At 35.6% G+C, this 19,227-nt stretch carries 14 protein-coding genes and 2 tRNA genes; 11 read left to right on the forward strand and 5 right to left on the reverse strand.

The genetic code is table 11. The features are described 5' to 3' along the window. A complete protein-coding gene (locus KYG33_RS00885) occupies positions 1–456 on the reverse strand; it encodes a MarR family winged helix-turn-helix transcriptional regulator (RefSeq protein ID WP_077414726.1) in 456 nt (151 codons plus the stop codon). A 284-nt stretch (positions 457–740) separates the two neighbouring features. Between KYG33_RS00885 and KYG33_RS00890 the strand changes: the two genes are divergently transcribed. From KYG33_RS00890 to KYG33_RS00900, 3 genes are all read left to right on the forward strand, one after another. After that, positions 741–813: transfer RNA gene (locus KYG33_RS00890), tRNA-Lys, on the forward strand. A 244-nt stretch (positions 814–1,057) separates the two neighbouring features. Further along, positions 1,058–1,130, forward strand: a tRNA-Lys gene (locus tag KYG33_RS00895). Between the two features lie 209 nt (positions 1,131–1,339). Continuing rightward, complete coding sequence (locus tag KYG33_RS00900) at positions 1,340–3,085, forward strand: CocE/NonD family hydrolase (protein WP_219072501.1); 1,746 nt, start codon at positions 1,340–1,342, stop codon at positions 3,083–3,085. Between the two features lie 99 nt (positions 3,086–3,184). Here the strand turns inward: KYG33_RS00900 and KYG33_RS00905 are convergent, their stop codons facing one another. Beyond that, complete coding sequence (locus KYG33_RS00905; protein ID WP_175627208.1) at positions 3,185–4,735, reverse strand: helix-turn-helix domain-containing protein; 1,551 nt, start codon at positions 4,733–4,735, stop codon at positions 3,185–3,187. 426 nt (positions 4,736–5,161) lie between these two features. Here KYG33_RS00905 and KYG33_RS00910 point away from each other — a divergent pair, with 426 nt between their 5' ends. From KYG33_RS00910 to KYG33_RS00925, 4 genes are all read left to right on the forward strand, one after another. Next, positions 5,162–6,559, forward strand: a complete 1,398-nt coding sequence (locus tag KYG33_RS00910; RefSeq protein ID WP_077414720.1) for a hypothetical protein — start codon at positions 5,162–5,164, stop codon at positions 6,557–6,559. Continuing rightward, a complete protein-coding gene (locus KYG33_RS00915; RefSeq protein WP_175627202.1) occupies positions 6,559–6,828 on the forward strand; it encodes a hypothetical protein in 270 nt (89 codons plus the stop codon). Before KYG33_RS00910 ends, KYG33_RS00915 begins: the two co-directional genes overlap by 1 nt. A gap of 174 nt (positions 6,829–7,002) precedes the next feature. Beyond that, positions 7,003–7,431 (forward strand): transposase, encoded by a 429-nt coding sequence (locus KYG33_RS00920; protein WP_077414718.1) that lies wholly within the window; start codon positions 7,003–7,005, stop codon positions 7,429–7,431. A gap of 16 nt (positions 7,432–7,447) precedes the next feature. Next, on the forward strand, positions 7,448–7,765 hold the full coding sequence (locus KYG33_RS00925) for a transposase (RefSeq protein WP_077414716.1): 318 nt from the start codon (positions 7,448–7,450) through the stop codon (positions 7,763–7,765). Positions 7,766–7,949: 184 nt separating this feature from the next. Here KYG33_RS00925 and KYG33_RS00930 read toward each other — a convergent pair whose 3' ends face one another. Beyond that, complete coding sequence (locus KYG33_RS00930; protein WP_077414714.1) at positions 7,950–8,648, reverse strand: LytR/AlgR family response regulator transcription factor; 699 nt, start codon at positions 8,646–8,648, stop codon at positions 7,950–7,952. Further along, complete coding sequence (locus KYG33_RS00935; protein ID WP_077414712.1) at positions 8,645–10,315, reverse strand: histidine kinase; 1,671 nt, start codon at positions 10,313–10,315, stop codon at positions 8,645–8,647. The genes KYG33_RS00930 and KYG33_RS00935 overlap by 4 nt, the downstream gene beginning before the upstream one ends. 110 nt (positions 10,316–10,425) lie before the next feature. On the opposite strand from KYG33_RS00935, the gene KYG33_RS00940 reads away from it, so the two are divergent. The 4 genes from KYG33_RS00940 to KYG33_RS00955 all read left to right on the forward strand — a co-directional run bounded on the left by KYG33_RS00940 (position 10,426) and on the right by KYG33_RS00955 (position 18,337). Further along, a complete protein-coding gene (locus tag KYG33_RS00940; protein ID WP_219072502.1) occupies positions 10,426–12,801 on the forward strand; it encodes a TonB-dependent receptor domain-containing protein in 2,376 nt (791 codons plus the stop codon). A gap of 180 nt (positions 12,802–12,981) precedes the next feature. Beyond that, positions 12,982–15,987, forward strand: a complete 3,006-nt coding sequence (locus KYG33_RS00945; RefSeq protein WP_257468875.1) for a two-component regulator propeller domain-containing protein — start codon at positions 12,982–12,984, stop codon at positions 15,985–15,987. Next, positions 15,980–16,594 carry a response regulator transcription factor gene (locus KYG33_RS00950; RefSeq protein ID WP_180565592.1) on the forward strand — a complete coding sequence of 205 codons (615 nt, stop codon included), beginning with the start codon at positions 15,980–15,982 and terminating at the stop codon, positions 16,592–16,594. The genes KYG33_RS00945 and KYG33_RS00950 overlap by 8 nt, the downstream gene beginning before the upstream one ends. A 165-nt stretch (positions 16,595–16,759) precedes the next feature. After that, complete coding sequence (locus KYG33_RS00955) at positions 16,760–18,337, forward strand: hypothetical protein (RefSeq protein WP_219072503.1); 1,578 nt, start codon at positions 16,760–16,762, stop codon at positions 18,335–18,337. A 237-nt stretch (positions 18,338–18,574) separates the two neighbouring features. Here KYG33_RS00955 and KYG33_RS00960 read toward each other — a convergent pair whose 3' ends face one another. Then, on the reverse strand, positions 18,575–19,216 hold the full coding sequence (locus KYG33_RS00960; protein ID WP_077414702.1) for a cysteine hydrolase family protein: 642 nt from the start codon (positions 19,214–19,216) through the stop codon (positions 18,575–18,577). Positions 19,217–19,227: the final 11 nt, after the last annotated feature.

The following is a 19,227-nucleotide window of genomic DNA, read 5'->3' on the forward strand; positions in this document are numbered from 1 at the left end:
TTATGGGTTGTTTAAATGATCTGCTGTTTCTTTCATAAGGAGGGTCGCTTCCCTGAAATACCGTTCAATAGATTCTATTTCCTTTTGAGAAAAAGCAGCAATGAGGCTAAGTGTTTTTTTCTGCAGCTCATCGAAAATAGGTCCCAATAATTTCATACTATTCTCAACATTTGGAATGATGACTACCTTTCTTCGGTCTTCCCGGATAAATTGTCTTTTAAGAAGGTCTTTTTTCTCCAGACGATCTATCAACCCCGTCACAGCACCGGTAGTAAGACCTGTTAACTTTGATATTTCACCGGCTGTGATAGATTCATACTGCAAAATAAGTCCCAGATACTTGTGATCAGCACTGGAAAGACCTGCTTTTCTGGCAATAGCTTCGTGCATAAAAATAGAAGCATCAGAATAGGCTCTGCTGGCCTCACGAAAAAGAGATATAGTATCTTTAGTCATTAATTTAATTATTTAATAATTATCTTAGTTGCTAAGATATGTTTTATTTTTGACTTAGCAAAATATATTTTATGTCCAAAAAACCGGTTCATCCGGAGATTCCTGTTATTCCTAAGATTGTATTGGAAAAAAAATAATTATCGTAATTAATTTATAAACAGGTGTTTGACTTTTTGGGTGTAAATTTTATTGTAAAAAAGCATAGAAAAATTTGGAATTAAAGACTGTTTTTCTATCTTTGCAGTCCCTTAAACAAAGGGATTTACTTGAAAAAGTAAGTGGCCGACTCGGTAGCTCAGCTGGTAGAGCAATACACTTTTAATGTATGGGTCCTGGGTTCGAATCCCAGCCGGGTCACTAGTAAAATGGATTGCTTAATTGAGCAATCCATTTTTAGTTTAATTATATTTCTTATTCATTTTATAATATTTGAAATTCAAATGATCTGATCTGCGATAGAACATGAAATTTTTGTCTCTGATTTTGTAAAAGTTAGCAGTATTTGGATCATAAAATGTTTGGGAAGTATTGTAAATAAAGAAAAAGTTTCTATCTTTGCAGTCCCTTAAACAAAGGGATTTACTTGAAAAAGTAAGTGACCGACTCGGTAGCTCAGCTGGTAGAGCAATACACTTTTAATGTATGGGTCCTGGGTTCGAATCCCAGCCGGGTCACTTAAGGAGACAACTATTATTAGTTGTCTCTTTTTAATTTGTCTGAATTTCTGGGACACTTATAATTGCACTATTAATAATACTCAAAGAAACTCCTGTAATTATTTCCGGTCGGGAATTTATTTTAAATATTTAGCTCAATTAGATGTAATAAATTAGGGTTATAGTTGTCTTATAATAAATACCTGCTAATCACAATTATCCGTTTTATGAAGTACAAAACAATTTTTATTTTGCTGTTTATTATATTGGCTATGATTAATGCTAATGCTCAAAAGATATTATCTCAAAATCTCAGGAGTAAAGATGAAGTCTATGATATTCAGGACAGCATTATGATCAGAACGCGTGATGGAGCTCTGCTCTCCGCTATTGTTGTTCGTAAGAAAAGTGATACAAAACCTAAACCTGTTATACTGCAATTTACCATTTATGTTCGTGATAAAGACAGGGATTTACAATCACTTAAAGATGCTGCAGATCGCGATTATATTGGTGTAATTGCTTATACAAGAGGTAAAAGATACAGCCCCAATAAAATATACCCATATGAGACCGATGGAAACGACACTTACGATGTTATTGACTGGATTAGTAAACAATCATGGTGTAATGGGAGTGTCGGAATGTACGGAGGAAGCTATAATGGGTTTACACAGTGGGCTGCAACCAAGAAAGTTCATCCTGCACTGAAAACAATTGTTCCCTATGTTGCTAACCGGCCGGGAATGGGATTGCCTATGGAAAATAACATTTTCATCAATCCAAATTATGAATGGTCTTTTTATGTTAGTAATAACAAATACCTGGATACAGAAACCGGCAATAATAGAAACCGGTTCAGAGCTATGATGTTTAAATGGTGGGAAAGTGGTGCAGCCTATAAGAAAATGGACAGTATTGATGGAACACCTAACAGATTGTTTCAACGCTGGATAAGTCATCCTGATTTCGACGATTACTGGCAACAGATGGCTCCGTATAAAGAAGATTTTGCTCAGATAAGAATTCCGGTTTTGGCTTTTGATGGGTATTATAATGACTCCCAAAATTCAAGCCTATACTATTTACGGGAACTTAACAAATACAGTCCGGATACCCCGGTATATCTGGTGATAGGACCTTATGGACATTTTGGAACTCAGGTGGGAGGTGAAGAGATGATCAATGGATATAAAATAGATCCTGTGGCCCGCTTTAATATCAAAGAATATACTTACCAATGGTTTAATTTCATATTAAAAGGTGATAAGAAACCTGATTTTTTAAGAGATAAAATTAATTACCAGGTTATGGGTACTGACCAATGGCGCAGCGCACCTTCTTTAGATGCTATGCACAATACATATCTGAAGTTGTATTTGAGCAAAAACAAGTCGGGCAAATTCTATTCTTTAAGCTCTAACCAATCGAAAAACTCAGAATACTTTACCCAAGAAGTTGATTTTTCCGACCGAAAGAGCAGCAATAACGATTATTATCCGGATCCAATTGTTCGAGACAATATTGATGATAATGGTTTTGTTTTTGTTACTGAACCCTTTAAAGAGCCTTTTCTTATCAATGGCTCCTTTCTTGGGCAAATCAATTTAATCTGTAATAAAAATGATCTTGATATAGGTCTCACATTATATGAAGTTACTGCTGAGGGTAAATATTTTCACTTGTCTTATTATATTGGTCGCGCAAGTTATGCAAAAGATCCTACCAAGCGCACTCTATTGACACCCGGAAAAAAAGAAACCATACCCTTTTCCAATACCCACCTGATAAGTAAGCAACTCCAAAAAGGAAGCAGGGTGGCAATTGTACTTAATGTTAATAAAAATGCTTTTTCCCAGCTTAATTATGGCACAGGTAAAGAGGTCAGTGAAGAAACAATTCTTGATGCCGGGGAACCTTTAAACATTAAATGGTTTAATGACAGTTTCATTGAAATCCCTATTTTAAAATAGAAACTTTTTCTTGTGATCCCTTGTAATCTTTTGAAATAGGATAGTAGTCTAACTTAACAGTCGTAATCAATCAATGAAGAATTCTTTTTCTAACAAGCTTTATGAATTGGCTATATGTTTTTCATGTACCCTACAGGAAGCTTTCAGTTTATCAATAAAATAGGAGGGAGTTACACCATGTTCATTTTTAAAGGCGGTTACAAAAACCTTGTGGGTGACAAATCCACTTTCTTCAACGAGATAACTTATTTTATATTCTCTGTATTGGGGTTCATTATAGAGTTTGTGGACAACGTAGTTGATCCGTAATCCGTTGATGTAGTTTGAGAAATTTTTACCCCGGTGGATTTTGATAATTTCCGAAAGGTATTTAGTATTGGTGTTGAGGTTATTAGCGAGCCATGTAAGACTAACTTCTTTTTTCAGATATTTTTCTGAGGTTTCAAATTTCTCTAGTTTCTGAAGTAAGGCCTTTACAGTTTCGTCCGGTATAATAACAGAAGATTTGACCTCATTATTTGATGTCACCAGGTTGTTTTCTTCTTTCTTATTTTTTAATTTAGAAACCAGTTCCTCATATTTTTTTTGATGAATTTTGCTTTTTCTTCTCCAAAAAATGAAGATAATAATTGCAACTATCAATGCCAAAATGCATGTGATAGCCCATTGCTTTTTAGAATTTTCCTGATGTTCCTTATCTACTTGCTTAACCATCTTTTTCACAGTAGCATCTGTAGTGTTTTTTTCCATAAAACGAATACTGTCTTTAAGAGTAGTATACTTATCCATGTAAAACTTCGCTTTTTCCTTATTCCCTAATCCCAGATAATCAGAAGCTAGAATCTCATAAGAATCAACCTTGTTGTATGGATTGGGAAATTGTTTCTGCAGGTTAAGGGCTTGATTTCCGTATTGGATAGATTTATGGTATTCTTTCTTTTCCATATACAGCCAGCTGTATTGATTTAGTAGCATCGTTTTTTCTGTCTGCTCAATATCATACTCTTTATTTTCGTAAACAGTAGACGCTGCCAATAGATGCTCTTCAGCCTTATTAAGATTTCCTTTTACAGTAGGTTCCTCTAGACAATATATTGCTATTCTTATGTTGATAAAGGCAATAGCTCTGTATTTTTTCTTTTTGGATATCCCTTTACCATTATCAGTTACTTTTTTATTAGCTTCAAGGCTTTTATTAAGAAAGTATAATATGGAATCCTTATGTTTTTTTTCTCCATATCGTTTTGAATTACTGTAATATGCGGTCATATTTTCATAATAGGTTCCTCGAAAATAGTATCTTTTATTTTCATTGCTGATATCTTCAGTGTAATGTATTGCTGTTTTCAAATCTTTAAGACCTGCATCGTCAAGACCAAGTGTAAAGAAAGTCAGAGCACTCTTTCCATATATCTGAGACAGTATACCTGCAGTATCTTTTTTATTTTTAGCTATTTTTTTTAGCTCATCTCCTAAATTGAGTACATGTTCATTCTTACTTTCTCTAGAATATACCGTCATTAATGCACTTCCTGCAGTCAGAATTCCGAATTGGAAACCTATTTTTTTAGACTCATTAAGTAATCGGAGATATTCTTTTTCTCTGTAGTCATCTTTTTCATTTCTATTGACTTTTCTAATTTGTTTCATAATAGCGAGTTCGGAAGGATTGCTTTGTGCAGAAGCAAATTGAAAAGAAAAAAGAATAAGAAAAAAATTAAGTAATTTCTTCATGATAATAATGAGGGTTGTTAATTCAGGCAATTGTTTTTATGATAGTAATTTACTATTTGCATGCAAATTTAGAGTATAAATTCTGTAAATGTCCCTATTTCCACGTATGCATATTGGAAAACACATTTTGCCATGTAGAAATTAAGTTCTGGCTATAATGCGTTGAAAATCAGTAATTGTAATTTGTAAAATAAAAATTGAATATAGAAATAGTATAGAATAATTCGGAAAGCACCAAGTATAACCTTTGTTGGGGGAGGTATGTTCATCCTAATATTGTCATTGCTTATTGAATGGTCTTTTATTAAAATATCTCAAACTAATTTTAATTTATTAATACAAATGAAAAAACAAATTACCCTTTTAGGAACATTATTAATTTCCTCTATCGTATTTTCACAAGTGGGCATCAATACAGATGCTCCGAAGTCCACTTTAGACGTGGTAGGAAAAGCAGCTGACACCAGTTCATTGGACGGTATCATTGCCCCTAGAATTACAGGCAATCAACTAAGAGCTAAAGTATATACTACAGATCAGACGGGTGTGTTGGTATATGTAACAGCTGCAGATACAGCACCTTCAGGGCAGACTGTAGACGTTATCTCAATTGGATACTATTATTTCAATGGAATCAAATGGAAGAGTACGGGAAGTGATATTAATATTTACAAAGCAAACGGTTCATTGGCAGGAACACGAACACTTTCCCTAAATAGTAATGTCTTAAACTTTACAGGTACCGATCAAAAAACTTTTTGGAGCGCGGATGGAAGTATTAACCAAAATAATTTGTTATCCTCATCTGGTTTAGCTTCTATGGCTTTTTATGGAGGTAATAATGCCAATTTATATATTCAGCAGTTCAGAAGTGGAACATCACAGATTATAGCAAGTGGAAGTAATACGAATCTTCTCATAGGTACAGGAGGTACAGATGCACCTTCTTATATCCGTTTTGATACTTCTGCGGGAAGTGGAGCAGTTGGAACAGGAAAAATGTTCATTAGCTCTGTTGGTAATGTAGGGATTGGAAATAATAATACCTCAACAGAAAAGCTTGATGTTATAGAAGGTACAACAAGGATTAGACAGCTCCCATTTAACGGTGCTAGCAATGCTATTAATACAACACCAGGAGGTACGGCTTCAACAAATCAAGATCAGACATTCACAGCAACCAGAACCGTAGTAGCTGATGCCAATGGGGTTTTAGGCTATGTAACAGGACTTCCGACTACAGGTGGCGGAACTGCTCCGTCAGGATCTATTAATGTGGGTGAAACAATTTCGCAGGTATATTCTATCCCAGCATCAACTACGAACGTCAATACATTTAATCTGAACACCTATATTATGGCCAATAGCTTACCTGTATTACCGGTACTTGATGGTTTACGGATAGATATACAGGGAGTGAACGGATCTTACTATGATCCAAGGATTTATAACGTTTCCGGTAATACTCAGTTAATAAGCTATCAGTCATTTGCAACGCAGGTCAATGAGAACGAAACTTCACTCAATAATTCTGTAGCAACAGGAGGTTATGTACAAGTGGATAGTAATAATATTGTATACTGGATGACTTCAGCGGCAGAAGTTGAAACAACGAATGTACAGGTTCAGATAGATGCAAGCACATATAGATGGTATGAGTTCAAATGGTGGTGCATGGAAATAGGTACGGGGCCTGCGGCTACCAAGAAAATTTTCTTGTCCATCACTCGTAAGGCATAATGTCAAACAGGAGATTTCTTACGTATAGCCTTGTAATTGCTGGAAGTCAATATTCTCTCAACATTGAAATCAATATCCTGAGATTCGAGGATGCTTATGTGGATGTAAATAAAGCAATGATTCTTCCCAAAATAGCTAGTCCACACCTCAACATTGTCAACCCTGCCGCTGGCATGATGTATATGATACCACAAAAAAACAGCTGGCCATTTATAACGGAACTGTGTGGAGCTTTTGGAAACCATAAAAGGATTGATAAAAAACAGTAAACAGGTAATGTAAAAGTAGAAGGAGCCTGGTTGTATTCGATGGGCTCCAACTGGAACTACTGGAAATGATTCTTCGGAATTAAAGAACATTTTTTAACATAAAACACAATTTATATATATCATTTCATCCTGCCGGAAGAGGACTTTTGGCAGGACTTTTAATACAAAGATTAAATGAATTTTAAAGACATTCATATAGGAAGCATGATTCGGAAAGCAGTTATAGAAAACAATGTAGAAACTTCCCGTATCTGTAATTACTTTCAATGCACAGAAAAAGAAATAGAGAAAATGTATCTGTCAGGAAGCATAGATATCCAAATATTACTAAAATGGAGTAAGCTTTTGGAATATGATTTTTTCAGACTCTATTCCCAGCATATTATTCTGTATGCACCGTTATCACGGAAAAATATATCTGAAAAGCGAAAAAAGATAATCAGCCTTCCCCAGTTTCGTAAGACTATTTATACTCAGGAGGTCATAGATTTTATTCTGGAACAGATCAACACAGAAACCATGACGAAAAATGATGTGGTAGAACGATATGGTATACCCAAGACAACACTTTTTAGGTGGATTAATAAATATAACAACAGATAATAAAAACATTTTGAATATGAAAAAATATGTTACACCAGATTTTAGACAGATTTACAAAGACATTCTTACCAGAAAATATCCGGAAAAATATGAGACCTGTGAAGGGGTTCTGCTAAAAAAAAATATTTTTACTTTGGACATCCTGAAAATTAATGCCCTTATTTTTGGCATATCAGAGAAAAATAGCCAGAAATACCGTTCATATAAAGAGTCAGATATTCTGTACATGTTAGAATATCAGAAAAAAAATAAGCTTAATAACGGACAATTGGCTGATCATTTTAAACTAAGCAGGAATACTGTGACCAAATGGAAGAAAATATATAAAAGTTAAGAAATAAAACATAGTTTATTCAGCTGTTAGCTCAAACAGCTTATCCAGATTTTTTATAAAAGTGTTCAAAATGGTTGCTTTTATGTCTAAATATTAGTTTTTCAGATTGTTACTGATGTGGTGCTAATAGCTTTATTTTCAAACGATTCTCAATGTAAAAGCTGAAAAAATACTTTAATATATGCTAAATCACCTTATTTTTAAGTTCTTTATATTTTGAACGTCCTATGGGCAGTATTTCACCGGTTTTAATCTGCAGCCCATATCTTGAGCCGGGATTAATCAGTATTTTTTCTGCCTCTTGGAGATTGACGAGATAAGACTTATGAATCCTTTCAAATCTATCAGGAAGAAGCTGCTGCAAAAGTTCAAGTGATTTATCATGCAATTCCTGTTTCCCATTTTTAAGATGCAGTTCTGTATAGATTCCTGCTCCTTTGATATAGATAATTTCAGAAATGCTGATAAGCCGGATTTGTCCGGATTTCTTTACTGCAAGATATTTCATCCCATCATCCGATTTTAATGCAGGGCTAATAAATCGGTTCAGCGCCTGAAAAAACCTTTCTCTGTCAAAAGGTTTGGGAACGAAATCAAGTACACCATAAGCAAAAGCAGTAATAGCTTTGTCCGTATTGGCTGAAACAATAATGGTATGAAAAGAAGCCGCTACCATCTGTTCCAATACTTCAAAACCATTATCACCATTGAGATTCAGGTCTAGAAGAAGTAAATCCGGAAGTTGACTGGTAATTTGATCAAGCCCTCTCTGAAGAGAATCACAGATTGTGATCTGGATAGGCCTGTTTCCAAAGAATTCGGCAGTCATACGCTGTAAACGACGGGCGATTCTGGCTTCGTCTTCAATGATCAGTATATTCATGGTTTTAAAATTTGAATGGTAGATATCCAGCCGTTTTCTGTAGCATGCGAATCGAATCTCCAGTTTTGCTCATAGCTTTCAGTGAGGCGTGTCCGGATATATCTAAGCCCATTACCTCCTGCACGTTCTGTGAGAATATGCCGGTTCTTTGCGATGGTTTCAAAAACATATTGATGATAGCCTTCTTTCGTTACAACATAACGAAGTATGAATTTAACAGAGTTCTCTGGTAAGGGTTCACTGTGGGTGATACCATTTTCCAGCAATGTATGAATAATAGCGGGGGGTATCAGCTGACTTTCATCTATTCCGTTTTGCTCCCATATATAATTAATCTCCTTACGAAACCCCATTACCGACAGGTGTTGACGGCAAAGCTCCAATTCCTTTGTTATGGGAATCAGGGTTTGTTCAGAAATTTCGTTCATAATATCAAACTCTGCAGCCAGTGCCTGTATAAAACGCGCTCCTTCTTTTGGAGATTCTTCTACCCAGTCCATCATTGAAGTCAGGGTATTTCTTAAAAAGTGAGGCTGAATATTTTTTTTGAGCAGTTCCAACTGCAGCCTTGAGGAAAGTAAAATTGCATTCTGACGCTCAGCCTCCATAACACTTGTACGGATGGAATGCAGATAGAGCATGCTCAGAACAATGATAGTGAAACTGATGAACAGCCCAAAATCATAAACCACTAAACGATTGACCATCGCACTCATTAAAAGCGCGAGCATAGCTATAAACCCTCCTTTTTCCTTTTGAATGATACCATTCAAAACGACAATGAAAGAGGCAATAAGCATAGCTAAACTATAGAGCCTGGCAGTCAGATCATAGTGTCCGTAATTGGACCAGTAAAGAAATACTAAAGCTATCAGAAGTGCTGCCATCAGCCATTTTCCCTTTTTAAAATTGAATTGGATGATAAAATACAGCGGAACCAATAATGCATTAGCAAAAGTCAGCCAACCGATAATCTCAAGGCGTATGAAAAACTGGGAGTAAGGGATTGTAACATGAAACTTCAGATATTCCATGATCAGTAAGGAAAAAAACAGAAAACAGATGATTCCAAAGATCAATATATCCCATTGTTTTCGCTTGCTGTTTACATAAAGAAAAAAGTAATACACAGCTGCGATAAGGAAAGCTCCTGCCATGAGATTCATATAAGACATCGTAACCAATGGGCTTGTCAATAAGGAATTATAAGGATCTAATTTATATCCAATACCACGTTGTATGTGTGGAAGTAATGATTGTGAACTGCGTAGGGCAACCGTGTGAAGACCAGGCGAAATCAAATGATCCGGAATTCTGTAATAACTGCTTTCAGTACCGGGTATTTCCGGTTTGCCGTTTTGTGGAATCTGACCGTTATGACCAATCAATATTCCGTCCCAGTATACTTCAAAAGAACCAAAGGATTCAATCTGAAGACCAAGCGGTAATACTTCATTTTCAACCTTACGCAGATCTAAATGAGTTCGTGACCAGAAAATTTTATCAGAAGTATTTGCTCTCTCGGGTGACCAGTTCTTATCATTATAATCCTTAGATGCCCAAGACATATCGTCACCTGTTTTGTAAACAGGTATAGGATCTTCATTACGAATAACAGATGGGTTCAGTATGCCGAGCAAAATCAGCAAAAACATAAAATTCTGCATAATGTAAATATACAAGGTAATTTATAAAAGCTGATGGCAGTTTGCAAGTCTGTAGAGCCGTTCAGATGTTTTTACTCGAAATGAGTACTTCTGGAATTTAATTTTACATCATGAAACAAATACTACTCATTTTTCTGATCATGTTAACTGTTCAAAATTCCTTTGCACAGCACGCACAAATAACGGGTGTCATTTATGAAAATCTTTCTGTTCCTATCCCGCATGTCAATGTAACACTAAAAGATAGTACGGAAAAAATAATTATGACCAGTATTTCGGATACCAAAGGAATATTCAAGATGGAAAATATACCAGCCGGAACCTATCATATCACTTATAATCTGATAGGTTTTAAGCCAGTCAGTAAACCAATAGAAGTGAGTACGGACCTGCTGACAGATGTTGGAATAATAACTTTAGAGGCTGACACAAAACTTTTGAAGGAGGTAGCATTAACCGGACATCGGAGTTCGATCAATTTAAAACTTGATAAGAAAGTTTTTGAAGTAGGTAAGGATGTTCTCTCTCAAACAGGAGCGGTAACTGATCTGTTGAACATTGTTCCATCAGTCAGTGTGAGTCCTACGGGTGCGATTAGTCTTCGTGGTAATGCTAATGTATTGGTATTAATTAATGGACGACGAACCGGATTAACTCAAGGTAATGTCCTGGAACAGTTACCTGCTGATCAGGTGGAACGTGTTGAAGTAATTGCCAATCCTTCTTCCAGATTTGATGCCGGAGGGTCGGCAGGAATTATTAATATTATTCTTAAAAAAAATAAGAAAGATGGATTCAGCGGGCAGCTAAGGGTAGTTGGCGGTATTCCTAATGAAACACGTGTTAGTCCCAGTTTAAATTATAAATCAGATAAACTTAACCTATTTGCAACGTATGGTTTGCGATTATCAGATTATGTGGGTCTCTATAAAACAGAGCAATTTACCGGACTTTCAGGTAACGCGGTTTATCTGAGCCAACGCCAGGATGAGAACCGCCATGATAATGCCAAATTGCTTTATTTTGGTGCAGATTACCAGATTAATGACCATAATACGATTACTGCAGCCTTTCTTAGGAATTCTACACATGATCATGATAAGACCTGGCTGAACTATTTATATTCAGGAAAGGGTGGTGTCACTGATAGTACACTTAGCCGCAGTGGCGAATCATGGGAAAAGCGAAGTTACAATCAGTTGGAATTTAATTATACAAAAAGTTTTGAACGCACCGGCAAAAAATTTACTGTGGATATGCAATATGATTTCTGGGACAGTGATAAAGAATGGAATCTGGCAACTAATAGAGTTTTTCCAGCTCCTGTTATCTTTCCCACAATCAGAACAAGCTCGGTAGGAGGGAGTAAGGATCTGATGATTAAAACAGATCTGATACAGCCACTGGACAGTACTTCGACACTGGAATTTGGATTGAAACTGGAGAACAGGAGGGTTAACAGTGATTTCACTGCTGAACAGCAAAATTCTGCGGGCTGGGAAATTATTGATCAGATCGACAATCATCTTTTATATAAAGAACTTATTGGGAGTGCTTATGTGCAGTTTGCAGGCAAAATGGGGGAGTTGAGTTATCAGGGTGGTATAAGAGGCGAATTGACCCGTATAGGTATTGAAGACCGTATAGGAAGTTACACAAATGATAAAAAGTATAGCAGGTTATTTCCTACGTTAAATGTCAGTTACCGTTTTAATACAGGTGCCACCTTACAGGGGAGTTACAGTAAACGGATCAACAGGCCATCATTGGGAATGATTTATCCTTTCAATGAATTGACCGATCTGAATAGCCGTTATATTGGTAATCCGGATCTGAACCCATCTTATGCTCATGTGTTTGAACTGGCTTTCCTGAAGAACTGGAAGACCCTTACTTTTAATCCATCCCTTTATTATCAAAAAAATACTGGGGTCATTGAAGATTATACGTATCAAAATGCAGATGGTTTGTTTATTACCATGCCGGTTAATATCAACAAAGAAGAGCGCAGTGGTTTAGAGCTTTCCGTATTGTATAATCCTATTAAATGGTTACAGTTAAATACTGAACTTAATATATTTCACTATGTCAAACAGGGAAGTTATCAGAATCAGATCTTCGATTATTCAGGAAATACACTTACAGCCCGTGTAAGCGCTCAGGTGAAATTGAAGAATAAACTTGCTTTTCAGTCGGTGTATAATTTCAGGGGAGCCAATGCAACTGCCCAAACTTACTCAAACGCTTTGCATAGTATTGATTTTGGGTGCAGCAAAACTTTCTTAAAGGATAAAGCAACAGTGTCCTTTGATGTAAGTAACCTGTTCGATCTTCGAAAATCTATCAGCAAAACCACAGGAGCAGATTACCAGATCAATCAGACCAATATTCCCAATGCAGCCCGTTACCGATTAACACTTGTATATCGACTTAATTTAAGAGATAATCAGACCGTCCGGCAGGCTAAATCAGGTAACCGTAATTGATCGTATTTACATAACCCTCTCCAAAATAGAAATAATTTACTGCAATTAAATAAATGAAGAAGTTACGACTTGAGATCATTATACGAATTGAATGACTACTTTTTATATGAATGTTGGTATTTGGTAATTTATTTATACATAAATGAATTATCTTTACAGTATCAATAAATAATAATAGGTTTGTACAGAAATATTCTTGTAGTCGGCTTTCTACTTGCTTTTCTTTCGATTTATTCCCAGCAATATACTACCCAGCTTTTCAATACGGATAACGGACTTCCTCAGAATAGTGTAAAAGACATTATTAAAGACAAATATGGTTTTATTTGGCTGACAACAGAAAACGGAATTGTACGATATGATGGCCTTAATTTTTTAGTATATAAAAATTTCCCCCTGAATAGCCAGAGGTTTACCTATTTTTATGGTAATCCTGAAAAGGATAGTATTTTTACAGATGGAGATTATGGAAAAACTGTGCTAATCCATCAGAAAGCTCCAAAGGTAATTAACAATATAAAGAAATCTCCCTCACTTATTGCTAGGGGGTATATAAATTATAGTTTATCTATTTCAAACTATACCTACAGCTATTTTTTTATGAACTTTAAAAAAGGGCGGTATTTCATTGCGGAGAATTCCATTATTTATGAGGGTCGGCATTCAAATTCCCAGATCCAGGTGATTGAGAAACCTGTTTATAAAAATAGTCCCAATACTTTTGTCATTGGAGAGACTTTATTTTATATTGATCATAATGCTAAAAAAGTAAGAACAATAGAAGAGGGAAGGTTTACGGCTGATTATGATGTGCCTGTTATTGCTGATGTCAGAAGTAAAGTATTCTGGAACAGAATGAGTGGACAAGGGTTTGTCTTAAATAATAATACTCTTTATCGGTATACCTATAGTAATGGAGCATTCAAAATATCAAAACTGGTTCAGCTGGAAAATGTAATTCAGAGCACCTTAATGAGTATTTATTATGATGAAAAATACAAAAAACTTTATTTGGGGAGCAGCACAGATGGGTTGAAAATTGTGAGTTTAACAGATTTCATTTCCTCGAAAAAAAAAAATCCAAAATCGCTGGCCGTTTTTTATGCTATTCAACCTTTTAGTGACTCATGTGTAATAACACCTGAAGGTGAAATATATAATAGAAATGGACTGGTTAAAAGTAAAAATTTTGGGAAAAACATATCCTATTTTTTAGGTTTTGATAAGTACAGAAATATTATTACAAGAAAGGAACAGACTCTTCTTGTATATGATAAGCAGAGAGATTTTTTGGATTTTCAAAGAATTTCTACAGGAGAAGAGACCATTAAAGATTTTTTATTTGCTAATGGAAAATATTATGTCTTGTCCTCCAAACAAAAAAAAGGAAGTACTGAATTCACGGGTGTTTTGAGCATATATGAAGACTGGCCCTATAAATCTTTAAAGAAAAAATATTTTTTTGCCAGTGAACCCACCAGAATTATGTTGACAGATGGTGGCAATATTTTAGTAGGAACTATAAAAGGTTTGTTCAAACTCCCGGCTGTGCCAGGTAAAATATACAAGTTAAATGGTCATAATGAATTGTCGATCCGGGACGTGATACGCAGCAAAGATGGAAACATATGGATAACAACCCTGGGAAAAGGTTTTTATCTTTTAAAAAATAACAGTCTCATAAAATTGCCGGTCGATTCTGAAGGAAACCTTCTGTCATCCCACACCATATTGGAGGATAGAAATGGCTATTTTTGGATTTCCACGAACAATGGCTTGTACAAAATAAAGGAAAACATGTTGTTAAAATATGTTCAGAATCGAAATTTTAAAATACACTATTACAAATACTCAAAAGAAACAGGCTTTAGTACTAATGAATTTAATGGTGGAGCTAACATAAATGGTAATAAATTAAAAAATGAAGAGTTTGTGTTACCTTCCTTAGATGGTCTTGTTTTTTTTAATCCTTTAAAGGTCAAAAGTTATTATCCAACAGACATATACTTAGAAAGAGCCAGAATTGATGGTAAAGAAAGTTTTTTTGCAAATACTTTAACACTTAGTCAGGAAAACACGAGAGCAGAAATTTTTATTGATGTTCCTTACTATGCAAATCCTGATAATGTTATCATTCAGACACATCTTGATAATGAGAAAAAAAATGAATGGATATCTGTAGGAAAAGATAGAAAGATTTTGCTTGGAAGTCTTGGTAATGGTACACATATTCTTACTGTTAGAATGCTTGTTTCTGATCAGCAGAAATATATCTTCAAAAAAATAAAAATTACTGTTCCCCCTTTTTTTTATCAGACTCTCTGGTTCAAACTGTTAACATGCTTCCTGCTGTTATGCTTATTTTATCTCTCCATAAAATGGCGGACAAGTTTCCTTAGAAAGAAAAACCATGAATTGGAGGCAGTTATTCAGTTGAGGACCAAGATTTTATCAGAAACTGTCAATAATCTTGAAGTTACTCAAATAAAATTGGGAAAGGAAATTGAACAGCAGAAAAAGCTTATTGGTACTATTACCCATGATATTACTACACCGTTAAAGTTTATTGCTTTAACAAGTAAAGAAGTTTTAAATTATCAGGAAATGAGCGTATCCAGTACGGAAAGGATTTTGAACTCTATTTACAAGTCGTCCAACCAACTCTATAATTTTACAAAGACTTTGAAGGAGTATGCTGATATTTACAATGAATACAGAACTGATGAGACTGAACTTTATTCGTTGTATAGCCTTGTGGAAGAAAAGAAAATTCTTTTTGAGGAAATTGCCAATAATCATAATACCACAATTGTAAATCTGGTCAGCAAACAATTAATGATCCGTACCAGCAAAAACATCTTGGCTGTTATTATTCATAATCTGATAGATAATTCAGTGAAATTTACAAGAAACGGAATTATTACGATCAATGGATCAGATAAGGATACATTGATAATTTTAGAAATTACCGATACAGGTATCGGGATGGATGACCAGAAAATTGAGTACTATACTAAACTTCAGGAGAATATTGAAAATGAGAAGTTATTATTACAAAAGTATGGTATGGGTCTTCATCTTGTACTGCAATTGCTCCAAATGATAGAAAGTAAAATTATAATCAAAAGAAACGAAGCAAAAGGAACTTCTTTCCAATTAATCTTAAAAAATCGGAATAATGATTAAAAAAATCCTCATAGCGGATGATCATGATATTGTATTAACGGGAACTTCTATCATTTTAGAATCACGTATTCCCAACACTGTAATAGATACGGCTGCAGACTATCCTGAGGTTCTGGATAAAATTTCCGGACAAAAATATGATTTACTCATATTGGATATTAATATGCCCGAAAGCAGGAATAAAAAAATGATTTCAGAAATTAAGAGCATCCAGCCTGAAATCAGGATACTTGTGTTTTCAGCATATGAAGAAGATATTGGAGTACAATATATCAAAGAAGGGGCAGATGGCTATATTAATAAATTAAGCAAGGTAGATACAATTTCTGAAGCAGTCATGAAAATGTTTGCAGAAGGCAATTATTATCCCAATGGTATTGTAAACAAACTCTTACAGCCATCTGCACTTGATGGCATTAAAAGTTTGTCGGAAAGAGAATATGAAATTTTCATATTAATGGTAAAAGGAAACGGAAACCTGGAAATTTCAAATGAAATGGAAATTCAGATGTCCACTATAAGTACTTATAAAAAAAGGATTCATAAAAAATTAAAGACAACCAATTTGGCAGACCTTATTAAATTATATGAAGCTTATATGTCATAGCTGTACTGTATTTTCAGTAGAAATTAGTTTTTCAAAGTGTAGAAAATTTTCTACAAATTGCTTAGTTTATTTCTACGTATTGTGATCTTTCCTGTAGTATTTATTCTAATACTTTTACATTATGTTAAACAACACGGTTTAGTAATGTAAATAAAATAATGATAAATGCTTAAAATTTCTACAAAACTAATTTTTGCAATGCTGGCTTTTAGCCCGGCCGTTGCTTTTGCCCAGGCTGGAAGTGTTGGGATTAATACTGTGAACCCTGGTTCTACCATGGATATTAACGGATCGTTAGCCGCAAGTTATAAAGCGGTGAATACAACGTCTTATAATTTAACATCATCAGACTTCCATGTTTCATATAACGGAGGGGCAGATGCTATATTTAACCTTCCATCTGCTATTAGTGGAATCGGGAATTTTAAAGGGCGGATTTACAGAATTAAAAATAATACGAACTTTAAAATAACAGTCTTTTCTGCGGCTCCGGAAACAATTAATGGCAGTGCTACTATTTCAATTCCTGCGAATCAAAGTGTGGAACTGGTAAATACGGGGCTTACAGGAACAAATTCTACATGGGAACTCCTATCAGCAGGCTCTTCTTCTACAGGAGACTACATTATTGTAAAACCTAACGCGGCTCAAGTAGTATCTACAGGGTCAGATGTGACCTTCGGATCTGTAATTGCTTCTAATAACATCACTTATAACTCAGGTGTTTTTAATTTGAAGGCGGGCAAGACCTATGTGCTTCGATGTCAGCTGCACGCTACTGATTTTTCTTTGGCAGGAGGATTTTTTGTTTATGAATGGGTAGATGCTTCCAATAACTCTGTTCTTCCTTCCAGCACCACGGGAGTAGTTGATGCAATAAATAACTATCCGGCAACATCCCTTGGAGGGCAGCCTGAAGCTTATGCGATCTACAGACCTATCGCTGATACATCTGTAAAGGTAAGATTAGGGGGAGCTGGAACCGCTCAACTGAATCCAGGGATAGGTTTTATGACAGTTACAGAACTTGCCGGAGGTAACGGAAATGGGGGAACAACAATCATTAATAATAACATCACAGCAAGTAATGGTCTTACTCTGTCCGGAACAGATGTAAAATTGGGAGGAACTCTTTCACAAGCAGCAGATATTGCAACCGCAGGGAATAACTTAAGCATTAATGGTACTGGGAAAGTTCTGGTTGGAACCAATATTGTACCTGCCGGAGCTTCCAGCGCAAAGATGGTTATTGATAACGGAACTACTAATGGAGCCCTTCAGATTAAAGACGGTACCCAGCAACTGGGATATGTACTCACAAGTGATGCTAACGGATTAGCAACATGGTCTTCTACGGTTACTACTGCATTTGCCAATAACTGGACCTCTTATACCGGAACATTGGTAAATCCTTTTACCGGAACTACAGGCGGTGGTGGGCTGGCCACAGGGATTTCAGTAACGATACCGGCAAAAGGATGGTATTTTTTCCGCTCTGGTCTTACAATTGCTTCTGACTGTAACGATTATGTATTTTATATTAATGGGATTGGAGAGGTCTGGAAAACCTACTGTAATGTTTCTACTGTTGCTAATATGAGTCCAAGGGATCAGAACCGGGTACTGTATTTTTCAACACCCGGAACCTATCCGGTATTGGCTATTAAAACTAACGGAGTGGTTCCTGCTTTTAATATAGGAAACCCTAGCTTTTATTTAGATTTTGTGAAGTTTCAAAATTAAGTTGCTCAATATATTTATAAGATTATCAGATCAAGAAAGATTCTAAAAACACACCATGAAATTTTAGCTGTAAAGTATATATTCTTTACAGCTTTTTACTTCTTGTTTATAAGTATTCAAGAAAGGAAGCCTGAATTTTGTAATGGGGTCGTAAAAAAACTGTGCAGTGTTTAATCAGCTAAAAAGGCGCATGAAAATACGCCTTCTGTTTATATCAGTTTTATAGATAATCGTCTTCTATGATCCGGTGCTGTTTTCTACGGGTAATGCAGTGATAAGTTCATGGGTTGTGAGGAGTGCATGAGCATAGGTAGGCCCGTTCAGGACATGTGCTGCATGCATCATTTCGGAGGTGAAGGCTGCTGTTGCATCTTTTACCAGGGTTACATGATATCCTAACTCCATTGCAAAACGTGCCGTACTTTCAACACAGGTGTTAGCGAGCAATCCTATAGCGATGACATGGGTTATATCGCGTTGCTTGAGCAGCATATCCAGATCTGTATTGGCAAAACCACTTTGTGCCCAGTGTTCCTTGGCAATAATGTCTCCTTCCTGAGGAGTAAAATCAGGATGCCATTCGCCTCCCCAGCTGTCTTTTGCAAAAGAATGACGTTCCATAATGCTTATCTGAGTAGGGTTGGGAAATTTCCAGTATTGGTAATCTGTAGGTTCCCATCGTTTGTGCGGAACAATAAAGATCTGTATACCTGCCTGCCTTACAGCTTTTACGATGCTTCGCAGATTATTCAATAAATTGTTGCTTTCTGCAACGTCTTTCACTCTTGGCCACACTTTCCCACCTTCAGATAGAAAATCATTGTAAGGATCAATAAATAACAAAGCTGTTTTATTACGTTCATAGATTGGTGTTTCCATTTTCTTTTTTA

The organism is Chryseobacterium sp. D764 (assembly GCF_019317325.1).
GTDB lineage: Bacteria > Bacteroidota > Bacteroidia > Flavobacteriales > Weeksellaceae > Chryseobacterium.

Excerpts from the sequence above, each read along its gene's own strand:
- KYG33_RS00940 (WP_219072502.1), top strand. The coding sequence starts at position 10,426 with ATGAAACAAATACTACTCATTTTTCTGATCATGTTAACTGTTCAAAAT.
- KYG33_RS00950 (WP_180565592.1), top strand. The coding sequence starts at position 15,980 with ATGATTAAAAAAATCCTCATAGCGGATGATCATGATATTGTATTAACG.
- KYG33_RS00900 (WP_219072501.1), top strand. The coding sequence starts at position 1,340 with ATGAAGTACAAAACAATTTTTATTTTGCTGTTTATTATATTGGCTATG.
- KYG33_RS00925 (WP_077414716.1), top strand. The coding sequence starts at position 7,448 with ATGAAAAAATATGTTACACCAGATTTTAGACAGATTTACAAAGACATT.
- KYG33_RS00920 (WP_077414718.1), top strand. The coding sequence starts at position 7,003 with ATGAATTTTAAAGACATTCATATAGGAAGCATGATTCGGAAAGCAGTT.
- KYG33_RS00955 (WP_219072503.1), top strand. The coding sequence starts at position 16,760 with ATGCTTAAAATTTCTACAAAACTAATTTTTGCAATGCTGGCTTTTAGC.
- KYG33_RS00905 (WP_175627208.1), bottom strand. The coding sequence starts at position 4,735 with ATGAAACAAATTAGAAAAGTCAATAGAAATGAAAAAGATGACTACAGA.
- KYG33_RS00885 (WP_077414726.1), bottom strand. The coding sequence starts at position 456 with ATGACTAAAGATACTATATCTCTTTTTCGTGAGGCCAGCAGAGCCTAT.
- KYG33_RS00930 (WP_077414714.1), bottom strand. The coding sequence starts at position 8,648 with ATGAATATACTGATCATTGAAGACGAAGCCAGAATCGCCCGTCGTTTA.
- KYG33_RS00960 (WP_077414702.1), bottom strand. The coding sequence starts at position 19,216 with ATGGAAACACCAATCTATGAACGTAATAAAACAGCTTTGTTATTTATT.
- KYG33_RS00910 (WP_077414720.1), top strand. The coding sequence starts at position 5,162 with ATGAAAAAACAAATTACCCTTTTAGGAACATTATTAATTTCCTCTATC.
- KYG33_RS00935 (WP_077414712.1), bottom strand. The coding sequence starts at position 10,315 with ATGCAGAATTTTATGTTTTTGCTGATTTTGCTCGGCATACTGAACCCA.
- KYG33_RS00915 (WP_175627202.1), top strand. The coding sequence starts at position 6,559 with ATGTCAAACAGGAGATTTCTTACGTATAGCCTTGTAATTGCTGGAAGT.